This is a genomic window from Marinobacter persicus, assembly GCF_900114155.1.
In the GTDB taxonomy this organism is placed as follows: Bacteria; Pseudomonadota; Gammaproteobacteria; order Pseudomonadales; family Oleiphilaceae; genus Marinobacter; species Marinobacter persicus.
The window spans coordinates 132,606-153,912 of sequence record NZ_FOSC01000001.1; the positions used below are offsets into that span (position 1 = coordinate 132,606).

20 protein-coding genes are annotated in these 21,307 nt (G+C 50.2%); 3 read left to right on the forward strand and 17 right to left on the reverse strand.

The window, feature by feature from the left end; translation table 11 throughout:
* Window positions 1-58: 58 nt before the first annotated feature.
* The 3 genes from BMZ63_RS00625 to BMZ63_RS00635 all read right to left on the reverse strand — a co-directional run bounded on the left by BMZ63_RS00625 (window position 59) and on the right by BMZ63_RS00635 (window position 3,693).
* Complete coding sequence (locus BMZ63_RS00625) at window positions 59-487, reverse strand: flagellar protein FlaG (protein ID WP_091700342.1); 429 nt, start codon at window positions 485-487, stop codon at window positions 59-61.
* A 73-nt stretch (window positions 488-560) separates the two neighbouring features.
* Complete coding sequence (locus BMZ63_RS00630) at window positions 561-1,400, reverse strand: flagellin domain-containing protein (RefSeq protein ID WP_091700344.1); 840 nt, start codon at window positions 1,398-1,400, stop codon at window positions 561-563.
* 169 nt (window positions 1,401-1,569) lie between these two features.
* Window positions 1,570-3,693 carry a motility associated factor glycosyltransferase family protein gene (locus tag BMZ63_RS00635; protein ID WP_091700346.1) on the reverse strand — a complete coding sequence of 708 codons (2,124 nt, stop codon included), beginning with the start codon at window positions 3,691-3,693 and terminating at the stop codon, window positions 1,570-1,572.
* 300 nt (window positions 3,694-3,993) lie between these two features.
* Here BMZ63_RS00635 and BMZ63_RS00640 point away from each other — a divergent pair, with 300 nt between their 5' ends.
* Window positions 3,994-5,211, forward strand: a complete 1,218-nt coding sequence (locus BMZ63_RS00640) for a flagellin (RefSeq protein ID WP_091700348.1) — start codon at window positions 3,994-3,996, stop codon at window positions 5,209-5,211.
* Between the two features lie 56 nt (window positions 5,212-5,267).
* Here BMZ63_RS00640 and BMZ63_RS00645 read toward each other — a convergent pair whose 3' ends face one another.
* The 11 genes from BMZ63_RS00645 to BMZ63_RS00695 form a co-directional block, all read right to left on the reverse strand.
* The gene (locus tag BMZ63_RS00645; protein WP_143072185.1) at window positions 5,268-6,251 is read right to left on the reverse strand and encodes a hypothetical protein; all 984 of its coding nucleotides are present in this window, start codon (window positions 6,249-6,251) and stop codon (window positions 5,268-5,270) included.
* Window positions 6,252-6,315: 64 nt separating this feature from the next.
* Window positions 6,316-7,011 (reverse strand): acylneuraminate cytidylyltransferase family protein, encoded by a 696-nt coding sequence (locus BMZ63_RS00650; RefSeq protein WP_091700352.1) that lies wholly within the window; start codon window positions 7,009-7,011, stop codon window positions 6,316-6,318.
* A complete protein-coding gene (locus BMZ63_RS00655; protein ID WP_091700354.1) occupies window positions 7,004-8,059 on the reverse strand; it encodes a nucleotidyltransferase family protein in 1,056 nt (351 codons plus the stop codon). The genes BMZ63_RS00650 and BMZ63_RS00655 overlap by 8 nt, the downstream gene beginning before the upstream one ends.
* On the reverse strand, window positions 8,059-8,736 hold the full coding sequence (locus BMZ63_RS00660; RefSeq protein ID WP_177187000.1) for an acetyltransferase: 678 nt from the start codon (window positions 8,734-8,736) through the stop codon (window positions 8,059-8,061). The genes BMZ63_RS00655 and BMZ63_RS00660 overlap by 1 nt, the downstream gene beginning before the upstream one ends.
* Window positions 8,723-9,796 carry an N-acetylneuraminate synthase gene (neuB, locus tag BMZ63_RS00665; protein WP_091700359.1) on the reverse strand — a complete coding sequence of 358 codons (1,074 nt, stop codon included), beginning with the start codon at window positions 9,794-9,796 and terminating at the stop codon, window positions 8,723-8,725. The genes BMZ63_RS00660 and neuB overlap by 14 nt, the downstream gene beginning before the upstream one ends.
* Window positions 9,797-9,799: 3 nt before the next feature.
* On the reverse strand, window positions 9,800-10,477 hold the full coding sequence (locus BMZ63_RS00670) for a PIG-L deacetylase family protein (RefSeq protein WP_091700361.1): 678 nt from the start codon (window positions 10,475-10,477) through the stop codon (window positions 9,800-9,802).
* A gap of 52 nt (window positions 10,478-10,529) precedes the next feature.
* Entirely contained in the window at window positions 10,530-11,684 is a 1,155-nt protein-coding gene (gene neuC / locus BMZ63_RS00675) for a UDP-N-acetylglucosamine 2-epimerase (RefSeq protein WP_091700363.1), read from the reverse strand.
* A gap of 133 nt (window positions 11,685-11,817) precedes the next feature.
* The gene (locus BMZ63_RS00680) at window positions 11,818-12,732 is read right to left on the reverse strand and encodes an ATP-grasp domain-containing protein (RefSeq protein ID WP_091700365.1); all 915 of its coding nucleotides are present in this window, start codon (window positions 12,730-12,732) and stop codon (window positions 11,818-11,820) included.
* Window positions 12,733-12,775: 43 nt separating this feature from the next.
* The gene (locus tag BMZ63_RS00685) at window positions 12,776-13,468 is read right to left on the reverse strand and encodes a TylF/MycF/NovP-related O-methyltransferase (RefSeq protein ID WP_091700367.1); all 693 of its coding nucleotides are present in this window, start codon (window positions 13,466-13,468) and stop codon (window positions 12,776-12,778) included.
* A gap of 37 nt (window positions 13,469-13,505) precedes the next feature.
* Complete coding sequence (locus BMZ63_RS00690; RefSeq protein ID WP_091700369.1) at window positions 13,506-14,648, reverse strand: LegC family aminotransferase; 1,143 nt, start codon at window positions 14,646-14,648, stop codon at window positions 13,506-13,508.
* A gap of 7 nt (window positions 14,649-14,655) precedes the next feature.
* A complete protein-coding gene (locus tag BMZ63_RS00695; RefSeq protein ID WP_091700371.1) occupies window positions 14,656-15,849 on the reverse strand; it encodes a UDP-N-acetylglucosamine 4,6-dehydratase in 1,194 nt (397 codons plus the stop codon).
* A gap of 209 nt (window positions 15,850-16,058) precedes the next feature.
* Between BMZ63_RS00695 and BMZ63_RS00700 the strand changes: the two genes are divergently transcribed.
* The gene (locus tag BMZ63_RS00700) at window positions 16,059-16,298 is read left to right on the forward strand and encodes a type II toxin-antitoxin system Phd/YefM family antitoxin (RefSeq protein WP_091700373.1); all 240 of its coding nucleotides are present in this window, start codon (window positions 16,059-16,061) and stop codon (window positions 16,296-16,298) included.
* Between the two features lie 118 nt (window positions 16,299-16,416).
* Here BMZ63_RS00700 and BMZ63_RS00705 read toward each other — a convergent pair whose 3' ends face one another.
* Both BMZ63_RS00705 and BMZ63_RS00710 read right to left on the reverse strand, forming a co-directional pair.
* Window positions 16,417-16,713: a DUF2281 domain-containing protein gene (locus BMZ63_RS00705; RefSeq protein ID WP_091700374.1), complete on the reverse strand. Its 297-nt coding sequence runs from the start codon at window positions 16,711-16,713 to the stop codon at window positions 16,417-16,419.
* An 84-nt stretch (window positions 16,714-16,797) separates the two neighbouring features.
* Window positions 16,798-17,085 carry a type II toxin-antitoxin system HicB family antitoxin gene (locus BMZ63_RS00710; RefSeq protein ID WP_091700376.1) on the reverse strand — a complete coding sequence of 96 codons (288 nt, stop codon included), beginning with the start codon at window positions 17,083-17,085 and terminating at the stop codon, window positions 16,798-16,800.
* 682 nt (window positions 17,086-17,767) lie between these two features.
* Here BMZ63_RS00710 and BMZ63_RS00720 point away from each other — a divergent pair.
* A complete protein-coding gene (locus BMZ63_RS00720; RefSeq protein ID WP_091700380.1) occupies window positions 17,768-19,771 on the forward strand; it encodes a tetratricopeptide repeat protein in 2,004 nt (667 codons plus the stop codon).
* A 59-nt stretch (window positions 19,772-19,830) separates the two neighbouring features.
* On the opposite strand, the gene sbcB is transcribed toward BMZ63_RS00720, so the two are convergent.
* Window positions 19,831-21,285 (reverse strand): exodeoxyribonuclease I, encoded by a 1,455-nt coding sequence (sbcB, locus tag BMZ63_RS00725; protein WP_091700382.1) that lies wholly within the window; start codon window positions 21,283-21,285, stop codon window positions 19,831-19,833.
* Window positions 21,286-21,307 lie beyond the last annotated feature (22 nt).

Genomic DNA, 21,307 nt, shown 5'->3' on the forward strand with positions numbered 1-21,307 from the left:
AAGGGTGCGGCGGTGCTGAAATACCGTTGCCCAATACAACCGCAAAAGCGGCAAGTTTTTACACTTTTATATTGAATAACGTCAGCGGTTCATCCTGCTGCAATTTTTCTGCCAACCTCAAAGCAACCTCATCAGGTATCTGCCGGATTACTTCCTGGGTTTCCTGATCCACCACCTTCACAATGGTCTGCCCCAGGTTGTTATCCACTTCAAACTGCAGATCTCTGCTCACAGACTGAACATAATCGTTCAGCTGTGAAACCGCTTCCCCCAGTTGCCGGCCTTCCTGAGCTCTCTGGTTTTGAGCAAGCGCCTGTTGGGCTTCCAGCGAAGGGTTCAGGCGGTTAAAGGGAGCAGCCCCTGAAGCCACTTCCTGAGCGGAGGCTCTATCGCCTTCGTTCTGAGGTGACGCGTTTGCCCGAGCCGGAGCCTGGCTGCTGGAGCGCACCAGTTTGAGATCCGGGCCATTCAGGTTCACGTCGTTCATGACTCACCTCACTCTATTCTTACGGCGGAAAGCCGGCCCCGTTTGGGAGCCGACTGTCACCGTAATGCCCCTATTACTGCAGGAGGGACAGAACCTGGTTAGGACGGGCGTTGGCCTGAGCCAGTACGCTGATGCCTGCCTGCTGGAGCACATTGGACTTAGCCAGTTTGGCAGATTCTGCCGCAAAGTCCGCGTCAAGAATCCGGCTATTCGCAGCACTGGCACTTTCAATGTTGGTTGCCAAGTTGTTGATAGTGCTTTCGAACCGGTTCTGAACCGCACCCAGGTCGGAACGGAATTCGTTCACCTGGCCCAGCGCAGTGTCCAGTGCATCGAGAGCAGCAGATGCGCCAGTAGCAGTACTAATATCGATATCAGAGACTTTGATGGAGCTAGAACCAAGCGCACTCGCATTCATGTCGGCACTGAAATTGACATCGATAGTCTGCCCAGCTTCATAACCCACTTGGAAAGACAAGCTGCTGCCGAGGGAACCGTCCAAAACGTTCTGACCATTGAAGGTAGTTTCTTCACTGATCCGTTTGATTTCAGTCTGACGCTGCGTCACTTCTTTTTGCAGCAACGCACGATCTTCCGGTTGCATAGAACCGTTGGCAGCCTGTACCGCCAGCTCACGAATTCGCTGCAGGTTGCCTACAGTTTCGTCCAGACCGCCTTCTGCAGTTTGCGCCATGGAAATACCGTCGTTGGCGTTACGCTGGGCTACCGTCAGACCACGAATCTGAGTGTCAAACTGAGTGGAGATTGCCAAGCCTGCGGCATCATCCTTAGCGGAGTTGATGCGCAGACCAGAAGACAAACGCTCCAGTGCCTGGCTATTCATACTCTGAGACTTGGACAACTGGTTTTGGGCGTTAATAGAGGCAATGTTAGTGTTGATTCCGAGAGCCATGATGCTTCTCCTTAAAACCTTAGTTTCTATGGTGAAGGCTTGGCCCCCGCTTCACTGTGGGGCGCCTCGCCCTGTTACTAGGTTTAACGGCGCACCCTCAGAAAGCTTTAAACTTTTTTTCTCTGACTTTGTAACACTTTGTAAGCCACAGACATGCAAAGCTGGGATTTCACTTTTCCTGAAACTCTGGATCCTTATCCTTCAAGGTACGTAAAACCCAAGGATCACTTTCAACAGAACGACCACTCAGCATAACCGCATAAAAGTGAGCCGGCAGTGCCTCCAAGAACTCAGTAAAACGCGCGCGCCACGTCTTTGTAAAATCAATTATTTCATGATCCTCGCACGCCATACCATGGCACAGACCAACCACCAGGAAGTGCAGGAGCGACCCCTTCGTCAACTGCGCACAGTAAAGCTGCTCTGGACGCACGGCCTGGGCGCCAGCATGGGGCGTTACAGTCATCGTTTCCAGACGAAGCTGATTAGCCAACAAACAAAGATCTTTTCTTCCACCCAACGATGCGGCACGTAATTGCCGGATAAATTTGGCGCATAATCTCTTCAGTTCTTCGTAAACACCAGCAATCGGAATATCAAGCACACCTGCCTGCAGCTCTCGCTGGTGTGTCTTAAGAAGCTCTTGCACACTCCACACGCGCTGGTCAACACTCAGAAGAGCTTTCTCAAACTGGTCTGCCGATATCCACGGAGCATTGTCAATCAACGCCCCATCCGAACAGTTGAAAACCTCCAGCTCTGGAAGCGAGCCAGACGTGACTTCGCCCAAAAAATCTTCCATCGAACGCTTGGCTGTGTAGTAATCATTTCTGGTAAATATCGGCTTTCCATCCGTACCTTCAACCTCAAAGGTCGTCCAGCTCGCATGATTTGCCGATCCAGCCTTTTCTTCAAGCTCTCGGTTAGGATTAGCGCCTTCCTGCCCCCAGACAGAGTGACGAGCATGATGATACGCCTTGTTCTTGAATCCAAAGTCTGTTCCAAAAAGGTATATTTTCTGAAAACCGAGAGCCTGACCAACAGCCATGGCGGCGTTGGTAACTGTCGGATTGCAACCAGAGAACAGCTCACCTGTTTCCACCACCAGCCCAGGCAACATATTGTCGGACTTAAAGAAATAGGTTACGTCTTTAAACCGCCGGGAAACCAAGGGGTTGATCTCATTGACAGCTAGTAAAGGAATGGACTTCAGAGCCTCCTGAGGCAGGTCTTCGTGTAGCTCATAAATCAGGTAACTGGGGTCCAACTCCATATGCAAATCCGGCGTAATTCCGGCAGCCAAAAGCGGTTTTAAACCCGTTCCCGCGCTAACCACAAATAGCCGATCTCTCATCCTCTTCAAAGATTCAATCCGACCGTCAATAGACGGACCGCTGCCAACGACTGCCATGGGAAAAGGGATCGCTTTCCGACCGAGGTTAGCCAGGTATGTCATGCCGGCTCTGGCATTATAGGCAGAATTAACCAACCGAATCAGCTCGTTATCATAATTACTCCAGTTGGTGGCGAGAACCGCCAAGTCCTTGCTGGCGTCGATCACTCCCTTGGCTAAAGGTATATCCGCCAAATGGTTATAATACGTCGAAAAGAACGGATAGAAAGGTAAATCCCGAGACATCTGGCTATAAACCAGTGCTTTGACCTCAGCGTCCGAATCAGCCTTGCCGATCGCAAATGACAGACTTTTCCCTACCTTTTTGAAGCGAGTCACGATATCTTCCCAGTCTACGGTGTACAAACTCACCGCAAACTTCTCAGGCTCCCGCTCAACAATGATCCCATGAACAATCTCCGCTTTCCGGCACACCTCTTCAATGTGATAGCCCAAGCCACAGCCTAAAAATACAACTGATGGAAAAAAGTTGCCCAGCCGATAACCTTCAAAAGTACTTTTTGTCACTGGACTCTCTTCGATCACGCGCCTCAATAAATCAGAAGCGAAATCCTTCTGCGAATACCTCTTGGTGCCTGGCGGCGCATAAGTGAAAATTTGATTTTTACGAGCAAATTCCTCAAGCATTCGCTGCGCTTCATCTACCGAGTATTCACGAGCAAGACCGCGGTAGCAGGATTGACCGCTTGCCACCATATCGACGTCTTGCTTACCAGGAGTAACCACCAGCTCCACTCGCTGGAGATCCATGCTAGCCAGCATTTTGTAAAGAGAAGGGCGGTGACGTTTAAAAAAGGCTAGGTTTCGCTCGAGGCGTTGCATGAAAATCTGACCATCATCCTGATACCCACTTTTCTCCTGGTTTCTTTTCTTAGCCATTCCCAGCTCCCCGCCGATTCAGCACACGATAAAAAGCCGACAGTTTGACACAGTAACTGACCGGATTCACGGGTCAAAAAACCGGCAAAGTTTTTCCTCTCTTTACCGACAACAGCACCAACCAGCCATTCTAGGCGACACTCCAAAGACTTCAACACACTGTTTAAAAGGGATATTTTCTCCGACAAATCTTGTTGGCACGGTAATCGCTTAACAATACGCAAACGGCAAATTACTGACATCAGCCAGCAGAGATCCACTGATACCCTCTGCGGCTTTTCTGAGCAGGGAGATAAAGATATGCCTCAGATCATCAACACGAACATCGCATCTCTTAATGCGCAACGGAATCTGAACGCTTCGCAGGGCGACGCTAACGTAGCGCTGCAGCGTTTGTCGTCCGGCCTACGCATCAACTCAGCTAAGGATGATGCCGCAGGCCTGGCGATCTCAGAGCGTTTTCAGTCTCAGATCACCGGCCTCAACATGGCACAAAGGAATGCCAACGACGGTATCTCCCTGGCCCAGACCACTGAAGGCGCGCTGGATGAAATCACCGCCAACCTTCAGCGCATTCGCGAACTGGCCGTACAATCTGGTAACGCTTCCAACAGCAAAGAAGACCGTGAGGCGCTTAACAAAGAGGTCCAGCAGCGTATTTCCGAAATTAATCGAATTTCCAGCCAAACCTCGTTCAATGGGCTGCGCGTACTGGATGGCTCTTTGCCAACTCAAACCTTCCAAGTTGGCGCAAATGCTGGCGAAACGATCTCGGTGGATGGACTCGATGCCAGAGGCAAACAATTGGGAGCCTTGGTGGCTCACGCTGAAAATCTGGCGAACACCACCACAGGCACCGGTGTAAGCCTTAATGAACTATTCGAAGAGGGAGGAACGGCTGATTTCACTATTGAACTCCCCGCGCTGGACGGAGGGTCCGCAATTCAGGTCAATGTTGACGATGCAAGCAACTTCGAGGAAATACTTGGAAGGATCAACGCAGAGTCATCCAAAACAGGCGTAACCGCCAATCTCGACAGAACCAATAACGGGCTCATTTTTGCTACTGAGCTTGATGGTTCTATCAGCGGAGCAGCACTTGAAAGTATCAACATAACAGCAAGCGGTACCAGCGCCAGCGGAGCGGACGTCACGGTTAACGGCAGCCCCTTCGGATTCGGCGCCGGTGACGCCGAGAGAACGACAGTTAATAACGTCGACATTTCGACTCAGAATGGTGCGGACAAGGCCATGGTCAACCTTGATTACGCCATTCAGAAAATCAACGGCTTAAGAGCGGATCTTGGTGCTGTCCAAAATCGGTTCGAATCAACCATTGCCAACCTCAGCACCACAACAGAAAACCTTTCAGCCTCAAACAGTCGCATCCGAGATGCCGACTTTGCTAAAGAAAGTGCAGAGCTAGCGCGAACCCAAGTGCTGCAACAAGCGGGATTATCTGTACTCTCACAGGCAAACGCGAGACCCCAACAAGTACTTCAGCTGCTTCAAGGCTAACAACCTATGAAGCCTTCCGACAAGAGCAAGCCGGGCCCCAGGCTCGGTTTGCTTTTTTAATCGATCACTGCTTTTAAAAGCTCTGCACGATAATTCTCGATCAGATCTTGGTCAGACACCCGTTTTTCGATTGATTTTATAAATTTGTCTTCAACCCAATCCGCCATTTCCCGGGTAATCGATACTGAATTGAAAGATGCATCTTCTGACTGCACACCCAAGAGATTACAAGCTTCTAACAAGCTTTCTTCGCTTGCATACTGACAAAATCGCCGATGTACCCACTTGCTGTAATTTGCATCGTTTTTAATGAGGAAGTCTATTTCCTGTCCATCAGAAACACAGGACTCTGATAATCCAGATCTCAGCACATAAGAAACACGATTCAGGCTAGACAGCAAACGCAATCGAGCCCCTTTTAAAGACTCATTCTGCACTTCAACCTGAACTTTCGGGCGGGGCACGTCGAAATGAGAAGATAGAGCCTCCCAAAATCCGGGTTCATCTTGCTTCAGATACTCAAAAGGCATCACGACGACGTTATTAAAAAATTTCTCATAACAAGACAACATGTACTCAAGGTCCAGGGCATCCTTAAGAAATTGCTCTTTGTAAGCAAAAAAACGATCCCAGTTGCCATACTGCCCCTCGTTGATGAACTGTGCATGCACAGACTTCATCCAAGCAACAGGGCTTCTCACACAAATCAAAACATTATCTGTTTCCTTATTGAGCGTGCCCAGAATCTCCGCTGCATTACCCATCATGGTGCGCACTGGTCGCTCTTCGATGGCAGTAAGATAGGCAGCACTAAATCCTTCCGAGGAAATGATAACGTTATTGTCAGCTATTGGCTGTTTATCCAGCTCGATATTCATTGGATAATTGGCGTCAAAGTCTCCTCTCAGCGTCGATTGCCGGATGTACTGAACAACTTTCCCTGCGCCCGAGAATGCAAGTGCATATTGCTCATCTTTGAGCCAAACACTTTGCAGGTAAGTAGACGCCGTCTTTATCATACCTACATGGATAAAAGACACCGACACAAGCCACCTCCAAATTTAAAATAGAATTACTATCACACTACTCATTACCAAAGCCGAATCACATACCGAAAAGACTCTCGGCAATTTTAAAATCCATGTTTTCGTCAATATCGATTGAAAATTCTCGAGGCATAACATAAGCCCGTAAAACCGGAGTAAAAACTTTACATTTCTGCATCAGAAACGTTGCCGATATCACGTATATCGCACCGTTCAAACGATACTCCTTTTCATGATCCTGAGAGCGTCCACCCGACAAATCCAAGCCACTAATAATAGAGTTTTTATCAATAGCGCCAATCCATACCGAAGGGTGATCAACCTCACTAACGGAAACAACTGAGTCAACACTGCCGGCCTTTTCGAACAGCTGAAGCGCCTCAACAATATTTTCTTTTTTTCGTAACGGTGAAGTTGGCTGCAACAAGACGATAGTGTCCGGCTCAAAACCATATTGTTGAGCAACTAAAGCAGCATCAACTACAACAGAGTCAGTCGTAGATGTATCGGAGGCTAGTTCTTTGGGACGTTTGTGAGCCAACAAATTTTTATTTTTATAACGATTTGAAATGTCTAACACCTCTTCATCATCACTGCTTACAACAATCAGGTTTTTTTCACTTAGAGGTAGGGCAGCCTCAATAGTCCAGCAGATCAAAGGCTTTCCTGCAAGATTTTTTATATTTTTTCGATGCACCCGTTTACTTCCACGTCGAGCAGGGATCACAAAGAGAATTTTTTTATCATCAGCCATGCATATATTCCATTATTTCAGTCTGTGCCTGATAGAAGTCATCGATTCGACCTATATCAAGCCAGTGCTCGTGAACTGGAAACATATTCACAACCTTCCCCTTCTCAATCTGTTCATCCAGCAAAGCAGGCATATCAATTCTTTCTCCTTTCCTGATCTCTCTCAATATTTTCGGATCAAGCAAATAAACACCAGCATTTATAAAGAATCGATGCACAGGCTTTTCAACCATAGAAAGTATTTGAGAGCCTTGACTAGTCACAACTCCGTAAGGAATTTGCTGTTCATACTCACGTACACACATTGTGGCCACGCCCTCATGGGATTCATGAAATTCAAGCAAACCGTGAATATTAAGAGAGGTAAGTAAATCACCATTCATGACAAAGACTGGAAGCTCAAACTCTTCGTGGGGCAGCAACCCCAACGCACCTGCTGTACCTAACGGCTCTGCCTCATGAACATAGCGAATACGTACTCCCCAATCTTCTCCATCGCCAAAATGACGCTTAATGATCTCCGGCATGTAATGGACAGAAATATAAAAGTTATGAAATCCAGCTTTAATAAAATTAAGTAAAATTTGCTCTAGTATTGGCTTATCACCCACTTTTAGCATCGGTTTTGGACAAGTATTGGTGAGTGGCCGCAAGCGAGTGCCAAAACCACCAGCCATCAAAAATACTGGGTTATCATGGCGACCTTTATTAAGCACGTCATCCAGGCTGGCAAGACCGACTATTTTTTCCTCATTGTCGACAAGCGGTAACTGCAGTACTTTGTAGCGCCTCATAACATCCAGAATACGATTCTCTGTCCAGTTCTCTTTCCCGGTTTTCGGGCTCGTATTCATAACCTGCTCTACCGGCGTTTCCATTGAAAAATGTTTCAACAATGCTCGACGAACATCACCGTCTGTCAACGTTCCAAGCAGAATTCCTTTTGGGTCAACAACTAACGCTATACGCAGGGCCGCCTTATCAAGCACTTTAATCGCCTGTTCGAGGTTTGCATCGCGATTGACTAACGCTTTATGCCACTGCTTCATTACTGACTCCTGCCACCAATGACTGTTAACCGCGGTTTGGGTCCAACAACCTTCGAAGCCATGGGCAAAGATTGGACTACAACCGTTCCAGCGCCAACTATTGACCGCACCCCTATCGTGACCCCCTGTATGACTGATGCCCCAGTGCCCAAATGCACTTCATCTTCTATAACGACCTCTCCAGAGACATTAACACCAGGAGCTATGTGAACGCTCTTCCCAATTTGACAGTCATGGTCAACGGTTGCGCCAGTGTTAATGATCGTGTTATCGCCAATGTGCGAACCAACCTGAAGGACGACCCCTGCCATAATTTGGCTCCCCTCACCTAATGTGACTTCAGAGCCTATCGTGGTGTTTGGATGAATAACGGTCTGAAATTCAAAACCAGCCGATTTAAATCGGTCAAAGAGACTTTGGCGCAGACAATTACCTGGTAAACCACCCACTCCGTTTAACAGAATGAACTCTTTCGGCTCTTGCCCAATAAGCCAATCATCATCACCCAGCACCTTTAAGCCTCGCCAAAACGAATGATCATTCGCCAGCTCCGGGGCAACGACGCCATCTATCTTGAGGTCTCGGCTCTTAAGAGCATCGACAACTACTTTTGCATGCCCACCAGCCCCCAAAAGCACACATTTCCTGGAATTGGCGTGTGGCTCAAAGACGCTCAATGGTGTCCCCCTTCCGATAACTCCGGTTCGCTTTTTTACCATACAAATCCCAGATATGTATTGGTGATTCTCCCCCGGAAGTTCTTGAGGTGCTCAAATTTTCCTCTGTGAAAACAGTGCCATGTGAGATATTCGTACACGCAACAATTTTCTGTCGGGCAACGGAACGAGCGTCCCATTCACTCATCTGAGGACGCTTCTGTCCGTCTCCCAAAGCCGTTTCAACATCACGAATCGCCCTCACCATTTGTCGGAGTTCAATTGGCTCAAGCGATGCTTTGTGATCTGGTCCCGGCAGAGTTTTGTCCAGGGTAAAATGTTTTTCAATAATCAGCGCCCCACGGGCTACAGCCGCAACTGGAATCAGTACTCCTTGGGTATGATCTGAATACCCCACCTCAAGGCCAAAGCTTTTCGCAAGAGTATCCATCGCTTGGAGATTCACCTCTTCCACCGGGGTCGGGTATTGAGACGTGCAATGCAAGAGAGATACCTTTTCTCTCAAGAAAAAGGCTGCGCGCGAAGAGGACCAGTACTCCCATACATCAGTTAATGACCTCGGAAGCTCTTTATGGTTGTACCCCCATGCCAAAACCGCTAATGCTTGCTCCACTTCACCGAGAGTAGCCATTCCCGTCGATAAAATGACCTTTTTTCCCGTACGAGCAAATGCCATTAACAAAGGGCCGTTGGTAATTTCACCAGAGGAGATTTTGTAGAAAGGCAAGTCCAGGCTTTCCAAAAGCTCCAAGCTGCCTAAGTCAAATGCTGTTGATACAAACTGAATACCCAGCTTGTTAGCATATGCTTTCAGGTCTTGGTGCCACTCAACCGGCATTTCCAGTGCTTTAAGCATGGCTAGCTGAGACTCTGTCGCATCAGTCGTCTGCTGCTGATAAGCTGCTTTACGAGCGCTCGTTGAGGCCAGGCGTTCCGCGTTGAAAGTTTGAAACTTAACAGCGTCCGCACCAGAGTTTGCCGCTACGTCAATCAGCTCCAGCGCTTTGGCTTTTTCGCCATTATGATTCACTCCAGCTTCGGCAATAATCAAAACAGACATGGCTTAACGTATTTCCTTGAGGGTCATAAATGCTTCAGCAGCGAGGCAATTTGCCTGGGCGCCCCTTAACGTTGCTAACGCCCTAAGGCACTCCTCACTTCGAGGGAACGGAAACTTTCCCATTTCTCCTTCAAACAGCGACATGATGTCAATTTTTTTATCCAGATAGCCGGTTATATTTTCATAAAGATTGGGACGAAAGCCCGAATCGCCCGGTCGTAAACAAAAATCTGTTTCCGACAACGTCTCATAAGCGTAGATCGCTCTCACGGACGGAGAGCGGAATGTTTTGGCGGCAGAGACGGCGGCATCGAATACAGCGGTATGGTCGCTATGGACATCGTTCCTGTAGGGAATGTAAAGGCTCCCCGGATTTACGCTCTTGACGGTATTCCCAATCGCTCCGACCAACTCTCCTTTGCTAATGGTATCCAAGGCCGCCGCAGGCAAGGAGCAGTGGTGTACGCCATCAAATCCGTAGGCCTCTCGCACCGCCGCAATTTCCCTGGCTCGGGCAGGCACTCGCTCCTGGGAAAAGCCAGAAACGCCTTCTATTGTCGTTACGATAAGCCAATGAACCGCTACACCTTGCGCCTTTAGCTTCAATATGGTGCCACCACACCCCAACGTTTCATCGTCAGGATGGGGGGCGATCACGAGACACCGATTTATATTTCTCATCAACCACTTATGTCCTTAGCATCCCAAAACCACATGATGTTTCCGTAAATCCTTAATAGGTAATGTCTTTAATAAGCAACTTTTCATCAATCGGAGTGTGGGCAAGCGTATCAGCGATGAGAGAGGAAGACCGCCCATTACCATAAGGGTTCGCGCAGTTACCCACATAAGCGCGGTAGTCGAGATCAAAGCATGCTTTGGTCACGGCTCGTTTGATCTGGCTTTTGTCATGCGAAACAAACTGAACATTTTCAGCATGGAGTCGCCCCTTTTGCCGATTGCCAACATTAATAACCGGTAGCTTTAGTAATGGAGCTTCTAAAATTCCAGCGCTGGAATTACCGAGAAGGCATGAAGACCTGCGCATCAGGTTTACAAACTCCAAGCGTGGTATGTTTTTAAACGCATGAATTTCAGGTAAATGCTCGAACTCACGGATGGCTCGAATCATTTGTTGCCCACCGGCATCAGAGTTGGGGTAACTGAGAATCGTAGGCAAACCGAGCTCCGCAACCGCCTCCAGTGTTACCCGCATCTGACGGTACGCATCGTCTATTTCGGTTGAAATAACATGCTGAATCACCATCACAATCGGTTTGTCGACGGGCACTGAAAAACCAAGGCGATCGCCAATAGTCCCTATATCCAAGTCTGGAACTTGCAGCAGTCGGTCAAGGCCCGGGTTGCCTACATTAAACACGCGGAATTCCTGCTCACCCAAACGCAAGATGCGCTCTGAACTTTCGCGGTTAGTAGTGAAATGAAGGTGAGCAAGCTTCGTTACAGCATGACGAACCTGATCATCAACATTACCTACAACTCTGTCTCCACCCGCAACATGGGCTACCGGAATGTTCATGTAAGCTCCAACCAGAGCAGTCGCAATCGATTCCTCGCGATCACCGAGCACCAGCAGCCAATCAGGCCTAACCCGAGACACCGTCTGTACCAGGCCTTGCAACTGTATCCCCAATCCTTTGACACGTGCCGCTGCCTGATCGCCATTAATCAAACTTTCAATCTCATCAACAATCTCAAAACCATCATTGCGAATATCATCTACCGTGCGCCCATACGCGTCGCTGAGATGAGCGCCGGTCACAGCTAATTGCAGGCTAAGCTCTGGATGTTCCTTAATAGCATGGAACACCGAAGACATTATGTCGTATTCAGACCGAATACCAGTAACACCCAAAACGGTTCTCATGGAGTCAAACCTCTATTAACAAGATGTATATTCGGCCCTACCCTATTTTTTTTATATTTAACTTCAGCAACAATAATAGATGAGCCAAATATCGAATCATTAACCGTGTTCTAACCAAATACACGTATCTCAATCAATCTGAGGTTGCAAAAACTTCCGAGTAGTACCTTCTCATTTTCAAACCATCTTGGATTGGTCTTGGCACTATAGGTTTACCTTCAATGATGTTATCAACAATTAAATTAATCCAGTTTTCTGTAGCTGCAAAACCCAATGCCATCCCTCCTGCTATACGAGGATTAATTTCAACGAACTTTATTGAACCATCAGGAAGAACAAAACACTGCATATTGACAGGACCGATAAAACGTAAGCGCTTACAAATTGCCCGTACCCAGGCTTCAATACCACTATGTTTTTCCACTACTCCGGCCGTTGATTTACCATCCCTCACATTGATACGACGACGTGGAACAATATACTCGGGCTGTGATTCAGCACTACAGAAAATATCGATGGTATACTCTGTTCCTGATAAAATTTCTTGGGAAATCATGCCGTCCATGTCTACTTTTTTATGGGTGACCTGGACGCCAGCACCACCACGACCGGTACGAGGCTTAACCAGAGGATAGTCTTGCGTCAAACTGGTTTCAGCGGTTGGGATGCCATGTTCCGCAAAAAACTGAAATGTGCGCCATTTATCCTGACATATAGCGACAACATCGGGGTCTGAAACAATAACAGAAATCCCACGCTGCGCATAAGATTGTTTGCGTTGAGCCCAGCCTTGAAGCGTTTCATCAAGTGAGGGAATCACTATATCTATCGACATCTCTGTTAAAGCATCATGTGCATGCTGCCAAAGACCTGGGTCACCGGCTAATGGCATTAAGATAAAATTGTCCGCTAACAATTTACCAACAGATTCTTCGTCAATATCACTTGCGATACATTCATGCCCAGCAGCCTGAATATTACTAATCAGGTAGCCAACGGCCAGACTTCCTGATGCCTCTATCATAATCTTATATCGCTTGCCAGACATTTCCTGCAACCCTACAATTAAAAATAACCACGGAAACTTATATTCACAAAATAACGTAACTAATACTGGGATCAAAACTGAATCTATTTATTTCTCTTGTATTTATGTCAAAATATTCTAGAGCGGCCTGAGTTTCTCCTGGCCACCAAGGGTTGTTAAGCTCGTCAAAAGCAAGAACCGAACCTTTAGGCATTCGTGGCAAAAAGTTTTCTAAAGCAACTTTAGTAGGCTCATAAAGATCGAAGTCGAGAAACAACAGGCTAATTAAAAGATAAGGATTATCTTCTAAAAAAACAGGGATCGTCTTGCAAGCGTCGCCCTTAACCAAAAAAATTTTTTGGAACTCATTAAGAAAACGGTTTTTGTCATAATCATTAATCAACGACAACAGTTCACCATATACATCATATGAAGCGCAAAGCCCACCCAACTTCCTGTTTTCATTTATTTCACCAGAATCTTTATCACTTACAGAGGGAAACCCTTCAAAAGTATCAAACCCAAAAATCCGACGATCTAACGCGTAGGGCTCTAATGCCGACGACATTTTCGCCCACCCCAGTAGACCACCACCATGATGCACACCACATTCAACAACGCAGCCTTTAACATTCAGCTGTAATTTAAAGAGTTCATACCGCGCCATGAATCGAGATAACGCCTGCCTCGGAACGTATTTTTCAAAATTCTTCAACTCTTCCAACGAAACCTTAAAATCACTAGATTCGGAAAACATATTTATGTTCCTTTAATAAAACAAGTTCGCCTAAGTGTTATTTCAACTTAAAACTACTCGGCAAACTCACAACCCGCTCTTCCAACCACTCAGCGTTAGCCAGATCACCACGGCGGCAACATTGGTACATCGGCAGATGATTCATCAAGGCCCAAATAGGGCGAGTCATGACACCTTTGCTGTTGGTGCTCCCCAACAGCTCATCCCGCTGCTTTTTGTCCTCACAGATAACACCATTCAACCAGTAGTTGGAACGACACTCCGGCGGCTCAGTGATGAATTGCATTGAAGAGCCCTTGAAGAATGCTTCATAGCTACTGGCGAGCGCACGCTTGGCACTAATGAATGACTCCAACTGCTCAAGCTGAGCACAGCCCAGTGCCGCATTCAAATTTGGCAAACGGTAGTTGTAACCCAGCTCGTCGTGAATGTACTCATAGGTGTGCGGCTTTTTGGCTGTGGTGGTGAGGTGTTTAGCTCTTGCTGCCGCTGCCTCACTTGCCAGGATCATCCCGCCGCCACCGGTGGTCATGATCTTGTTGCCATTGAAGCTGAGTGTGCCCAAAGCACCGAAGGTGCCGGTATGCCGGCCTTTATAGAAGCTTCCCAGTGATTCCGCCGCATCCTCTATCAAGACAATGCTCCAGCGCTGGGTTACCTCACACAAACCATCCAAATCCGCAGGGTGGCCGAAGGTGTGCATCGGGACACACGCACGAATGGCCTTGCCATCCTCTTTGGTTCTGCACACGCCTTCTAAGTCGAGCTTAGCGTTTTCCTCCAGCCAGGCTTTCAGGGCCTCAGCAGACAATCCCATTGTATCCCTGTCTACGTCGATAAACACCGGCTCGGCGCTGCAGTAAGCGATAGCATTACAGGTAGCCACAAAGGTGAGGGGCTGCGTGATTACCAGATCACCCTTCCTCACTCCCGCAAGCTTCAACGCAATGTGGAGAGCTGCGGTGCCGTTTACGGTGGCGACGGCCTTGGGCGAACCGGTGTAACTGGCCATATCTCGCTCGAATCGGTCCACGTAAGCACCTACACTGGAGACAAAAGAAGACTCGATGGTGTCGAGCACGTATTCCTTCTCACGACCGGGAAATATTGGGGCATGAAGGGGGATAAATTCTTTGGTTCCGAAATAATCTCTGATAAACCGAATCAGTTGGTCACTCAAAGCTGCCTCACATTTTGCTGTCGAGATATCTGCCGGTTTCTTTATGGCCAAAACCCGGAATCATGCGGTGAAACAGGTCAACAAGCTCCTGCTTGGTCCATGTCAGATCTCGCTTCATTCCGGCAATGCGCTCTTCAAACTCGGCCAGTAGCTGCTCATCAAACTCGGCGTCGTTCTTGATAATGCCCAGGTTCTCGAAGCGAGCCATATCCAGCGTTTCCTGGTCGGTAAAGAATTCTTCGAAGTCTTTCTCACCGGTGGTGTCACTGGAGGTGAACAGGCATGGCCACTTGCCTTGTTCCGGGAGGGTTTTCGCCAGTTCCCGAGCCTCGTTTTCATCGCTGCACAAAACGGGCTCGTAGCCCTTCTCTGCCAGATATTTCACGGCGATATCAGCAAAAGAGATCAGGTGCAGCTTCTCGCTAAGTTTTGGGAAGAAAATGTCCCGGTTGTCGCCAAAAATACAGGACATCAGGCACAGTTCGCCGGATTCTTTCGGGGTCACGAAGTAACGGCGAACATCGTTGGGCGCTACAATCGGCTGGCGTTTTTCCAGGCGCTGGTTAAACCCGTGCAGCAAAGAGCCATCAGAGAAGGCCACGTTTGCAAAGCGGGCGGTGGAAATGTCCATTTGCAGGCTTCTGCGCATGAGGAACATTTCCATGATGCGTTTGGAGGCGCCCATCATGTTGACCGGGTTTGCTGCCTTGTCGGTAGACACACAAAAATACTTGGTTGCTCCGGCTCCTGCGGCTTGGCGAACGGTTTTGTCGGTGTTGAAAACGTTTACGTCCACCATGCGCATGAGCGTGTAAGGGTCCTTCTCACTGCGCACGTGTTTGAGGGCGGAGAGGTTCAGGATGTAATCATAGCCGCCGTCGGCTTTGAAGAACGCATCATACTCAACCGATCCGATATCTAAAGCAAAGGTCCGGAAGTCGCCCGGGATGTAACCGAAGCTACTTCGGATATCGCGAACCAGCTCTACCAAGTTGTTTTCGCTGATGTCGACTACATGGAGTTTGGTGGGATTACGTTTGAAAATTTCTCTCGTGACGGCCTGGCCTATGGAGCCAGCGCCGCCGAGTACTAGGAAGCGAGAGGAACTAACGACTCTGATTAGTTTTTCTTCGCTATTCTGAACATCAGTCGAGAACAGCTCTTTTTCTCGGCCAATCAGCTCTAAAATCGATTTGACCAATGGAACTTACCTTCACCCGTGAATTCAACCCGAATCAATACCCTCTTTCCATTAATATACCCCGCCACCCCCCAGCCGGGCTACTGTATCGCGGGCTTGGCAATATACAGAATTGAACAATAACTTGTGAACACCCGGAGCTACTATACAATTTCGCAGCAAAGAGGCATAAATTAACCACAGTGAACTAACAATCAAAGGGTGTCGTTATGGAATCCATCAACATGCACGAAGCAAAAACCCGACTCTCACAGTTGGTTGCCCGAACATCAAAGGGAGAGGCGTTCATCATTGCCAAAGCAGGCAAGCCCGTTGCCCGGGTATCAGCAATCGACAGCCCGGAACCAAACCAACAAAAACGCATCGGCTTCATGGCTGGTCAGTTCACGGTTCCTGACGATTTTGATCGTATGGGAAAGAGCGAGACCACCGAGATGTTCGGGGGTTAACATGAACTTGCTTCTGGACACCCACATTCTGCTTTGGGCCGCCTCAAGCCACTACCGCAAACACGTCTTTCAATCCCTGAATTGAGCGGGACTGCTTCTCCCTGAGCACCTCTAAAAGCTAATCGTTCAAGGACGAATCGTCATTAATGTCGTCCTCCACGCGCTCAACACTCAAGTCTTTATCAACCTTACCTTTTTCACCCCTACGCCTTTGGAGCCGGCGAAACTCCGCCCTCTCAAAAAAGGCGTCGTCCAGCTCAGGGATATCGCTGGTATCGATTTCAGAGTCATCTGGCTCCGACTCTTGACTATTTTCATGACGCTGCGCCAAAAACTCAACAAAGTTGAAAACTTGCTGCTGTCGCGCCGGCGGCAGTTGGCGCACTTTATTTACCAAGTCTTCGAGATGTTTCATGTCGTAGCTTGATTTCCAGTTCAGGTTTCTGACCAACGTATCACGGCTTCGGAGCTGATTTTTTCCCCTGTGGTCGCCCTGTGGTCACCGTTCCAGACGATTCTCGTTGACCACAAACCGCTCCACTGCCTGCTGAACAGCCTCGTTCAACCCCAGCCCCTCATCCGCCGCTTTCATTGCCAGTTTTCTATGCAAATCTCTGCCAATGCGGATGTTGAAAGAGCCCTTAAAAGGCTTGTTCGGCTGTATGCCCATGGCTTCACAATCCGCAAGGTATTCATCCACGGAAACTTTAAACTCCGCTTCCAAGGCACGCAGACTTTCGGCTTCGTAAGTTACTAATGCGAAACTTTGTATCCGAACACCGGTCAACGCAACTCCCGAAAGATTATCTACGAATTTAACCTATTGATTTATCGTTGAAATAACGAGTTTTCGGCCTTTTTCAGTCGATATTTTTAAGTGTTCGGCTACTTTGTTACCCATTAGTACCAAGTCGTTAATAAACAAAAGCTTGCCGTACAACATGCCTCTATCCAGGTCATGCTCTATGGAGCCTATCTGGCCTTTGTATTTCAGTGTATTGCTGCTCATAGAAGCCCCCAGGCCTGTAACGTTTGCACCACATCTTTGATCATCAGCGGGCCGCATACCTTTTCCGGGTGCGGGCGGTGTAGCCTGATCATAACTCCCCGCTTGCCGGGCTCCGGTTCCATGTAAAACCTGACTCTTGATCCACTGCCCTGCGCTTCTTCAAAACCAAGAGATATCAGAAAGCTGCGGAGTTATGCCCACTTAATATCTTTAGGCGTGGGTTTGCGCCGCAGCCTGGCCGCTAACTTTTCCCTATTGACCATAGAATCATCCTTAATGACATTGCAACCATATTATAGTTGCTATAGCAACTGCGTCAAAAGTTTCATAGCTGACCAACTCCCCTTCCCACCCCCCAAACCTGGCACACCTTTCGCAACCACTCTCCCAAACCCCGGCAAAACGTCAAAAAACTGCAGACCTTTGCCGCTTTCGAATTTGGCTGGTAACGAGGTGTTCCATGCAAGCACAACATCAGGAAGTCCAACTCCCACGCTCCACCCAGGCGCAGGTTGCGCGGCTGGTTTTGCAGGCCAACCTGGCTTATAGCGAGTCCAACAGCCAGGGGCTGGCGTTTGCCCAGCGGCTGCAGGCGCGCAAGGAAGCCCGGGAGTACCTGCAACAGGCGCTGCAACTGCAGGCAAACAACGCCACGGCGCTGGGCCTGCTGGGCCGTGTGGAGATGGATGACGGCCAGCTGGAGAAAGCCCACGCACTGTTCAATGAAAGCCTGAACAGCCAGCCAGGCCAGGAACAGCAATACTGCAACCTGGGCTACTGGGCCCTGAAAACCGAACGCCCGGCCCTGGCGGAGGAGTACTTTGTTGCCGCTCTGGAATGCAACCGGCAATCCGCCGCCGCCTTCTGCGGTATCGCCCACGCCCGCCGGCTGCAGGGCCAGTTTGATGTGGCCTACCTGCACTATCGCAAGCTGCTGCAAACCGGTTCCGACTGGGACTCCATCTACTCCGGCATGCTCACCTGTGCCCAGCACCTGAATGTTCACAAGGCCGACAAAGAATTGGCGCAGGACGCCATCGCCCTGCTGAAAAAAGACGGCCTGCCACACCAGGAAATCGGCCGGTTTGTCGGCGCCATCATTGAACAGGAATACGACCTGGCCAACCCGAATGCCCAGGTCTTCCTGGACGCAGCCGCCAAAGACGAACTACTGATTCTGGCCCTGCAGAAAACCCTCATGCCCAACGCCGGCGTGGAGCAACTGGTGGCCCTGCTACGTCGTGGCATCATGGCCGAAGTGGCCGAAACCGCCAGCCTGCGCGACGAGCTTCAAACCCTGTGCCTGGCCATCGGCGAATACGCCGAGCGCACCGGCTTTGCCATCACCGCCGAGGAAGACGAAGAGCAACTGGCCCACACCATCAATGAAAGCATCATGGCGCAGTTCGCCGTGGGTGAAACCCAGGAAGCGATGATTGGCTCACTGATGATCAGCGCCATGTACGGCGCCCTGTTCCACCAGAATTTCGCCATGCAGCTGGGCCAGTGGAGCCTGATGGACTGGCCACTGGGCATGCAGCCACTGATGGCCGCCAGCTACTACAACCGCGCTGAAGAAGAAGCCATCAAACAGAACTTTGACGAAAAAGCCGACGAACTCTGCCTGGCCAAAACCGACGTACCCCAGGCCTGGCCGGCGTGGAGCCAACTGGCCTACCGCACCGAAACCAGCCTGAAAACCGTCATGGAACAGGAGCTGGGCCTGAGTGCCGACAACCTGCCAGACACCCTGCGCCTGATGGTGTGCGGCGCCCAATCCGGCCAGCGCGCCATGGAATTGGCGCAATACCTGGACGATGTGGAAATCATCGCCGTGGACGAATCCCTGGCCAACGTGGCCAAGGGCACCCGCATGGCCCAGGAACTGGGCATGGAAAACATCGTATTCTGGCCCTGGTCCATCGCCCAGCGCTTCGTGCTGGACGGCCATCGCGTACACTGGGTGGAAGTCGGCCGCCTGCCCTCACCGGCCATGACCGACCTGTCCCTGGCCAGACTCGTGAAAAACGCCTCCATGGCCGGCGCGGTCGTGCACATGCATACCGGCATGGGCGAACAAACCGCCGGCGACAAACAAATCCGCCAGTTGATTGCCGAACACAACCTGCAACCCACCCGCACCAGCCTGCGCCAGCTACGCCGCCTGGTACTGGCCGAACGCGGCGAAGCCGTCTGGCAGGAACTGCTGCAGGAAGACGACTTCTACAGCCTCGGCGGCTGCCGAGACCGCTGGTTCCGCCCGCAAGACAGCAAGCAACTGCAGAACCTGCTGGCCATGGTCAGCAACGAAGTAGACTGGAAACTGGTCAAAGCCCGCGACGAAGACGGCCACAGCCTGGCCACCGGGCCGGTGCAGCGGCAGATTCAGGCCGAAGCGCTGGGCAGTGAGGTACAGAGCCTGATGGGCCAGAACCTGAGTGTGTACTTCCAGCGGCGGAGATAAAGGTCCTGGGGTCGGGTACGGGGTCAGACCCTGTACCCGACCCCGTACCCGACCCCAGGTCAGAAATAGGGAACCAAAGACTCCCCGTATAAATGCAACTCTTCCAGAACCAACATCTCCGCCTCGGTAATCGACGGATCCGCCGCCAGTCGCTGCAGCTCGTGGCCATAGGCCTCCAGTGAGCGCCAGCCTTTTTTGGGCTGCATCAGGCGTTTGCTGCGGAATTGCTCCCAGCGTTCGCGTTCTTCGCTGGTCAGGGTGTGGGGATAATTTCGGGCACGGTAGCGGAAGATCATTTCCGGCAGGCGGTCGTCTTCGAAGCGCAGGGTGGCTGCGTCTTCGCCCAGTTCCTCCACCGGCTTGCTCAGCAGCCAATCCAGCTTCTCCCGGTCAGCTTTGCTGATGAAACCACCGGCGTAGAGCTGCTCGTCCGGATCAGTCAGATCCGAGCCATCAAAGCCTTGCTCAAAGGCCTCGGCAATCCGTTCGGCCAGCCCTTGTGCCGCACGCAGTTTTGCCAGATTGGCCCGCAGTACTTCGCCGTCCAGCTCCAGCTCTTCCAGCTTTTCTTTCGACAACGTGGACAACATATTGGCCGGGGCCAGCACCGGGCACTTGTTCACCTGAATGCCCTTCAAAGGAAACCGGCGCACCTCCTCGCCCAACTCTGCCTGGGAAGTAAACACCCGCTCACGAATCTGCTCAGGCGTGGCCTCAATCAGCTCTGCCGGGTCTTCGCGCAAGTCGTACACCAGCACTTCGTTTTTATTGGTGGGATGCTCCGCCACCGGTGCCACCATGGCGCAACTGCCGCGCTTGGCCGGGTACTTGCCGGAAATGTGAAACACCGGCTTCATGCCCGCCACATCCAGCATCTGCCGGGCCGAATGCTTGTCCTTGTTGTTCAACACAAACTCGAACAACTTCGGCTGTTTCTCTTTAATCAGCTTCGCCACGGCAATGGTGGCTTCCACATCCGACATGGCGTCGTGGGCCGCTTCGTGGGCAATGCCGTTGGCCTGAGTAAGCTCTTCAAGCCTGAAACTCGGACTGCCATCTTTTTTGCGGGGCCAGGTGATCCCCTCAGGGCGCAGAGCGTAAGTTAAGCGCACCATATCGATGATATCCCAGCGGGAATTGCCGTTTTGCCATTCCCGGGCGTAGGGGTCGCGCAGGTTTCGGTACAGGGTGTGGCGGGTGACTTCGTCATCAAAGCGCAGACTGTTGTAGCCCACCGCGCAGGTGCCGGGCTGGCTGAACGCCTCATTGATCCGGGCGATAAATTCCGCTTCCGGAAAACCATTTTCCAGCGCCTTTTGCGGGGTAATGCCGGTAATCAGGCAGGCCTGGGGCGCGGGCAGGTAATCGTCCGCCGGTTTGCAGTAAATCACCAGCGGGTCTTCAATAATGTTCAGATCCGCATCCGTGCGCACCCCGGCAAACTGCGAAGGCCGGTCGTGCAGCGGGTCGACACCAAAGGTTTCATAGTCGTGCCAGTAAAATGTGCGGATCAAAACATCGCTCCTGCGCAAAAGG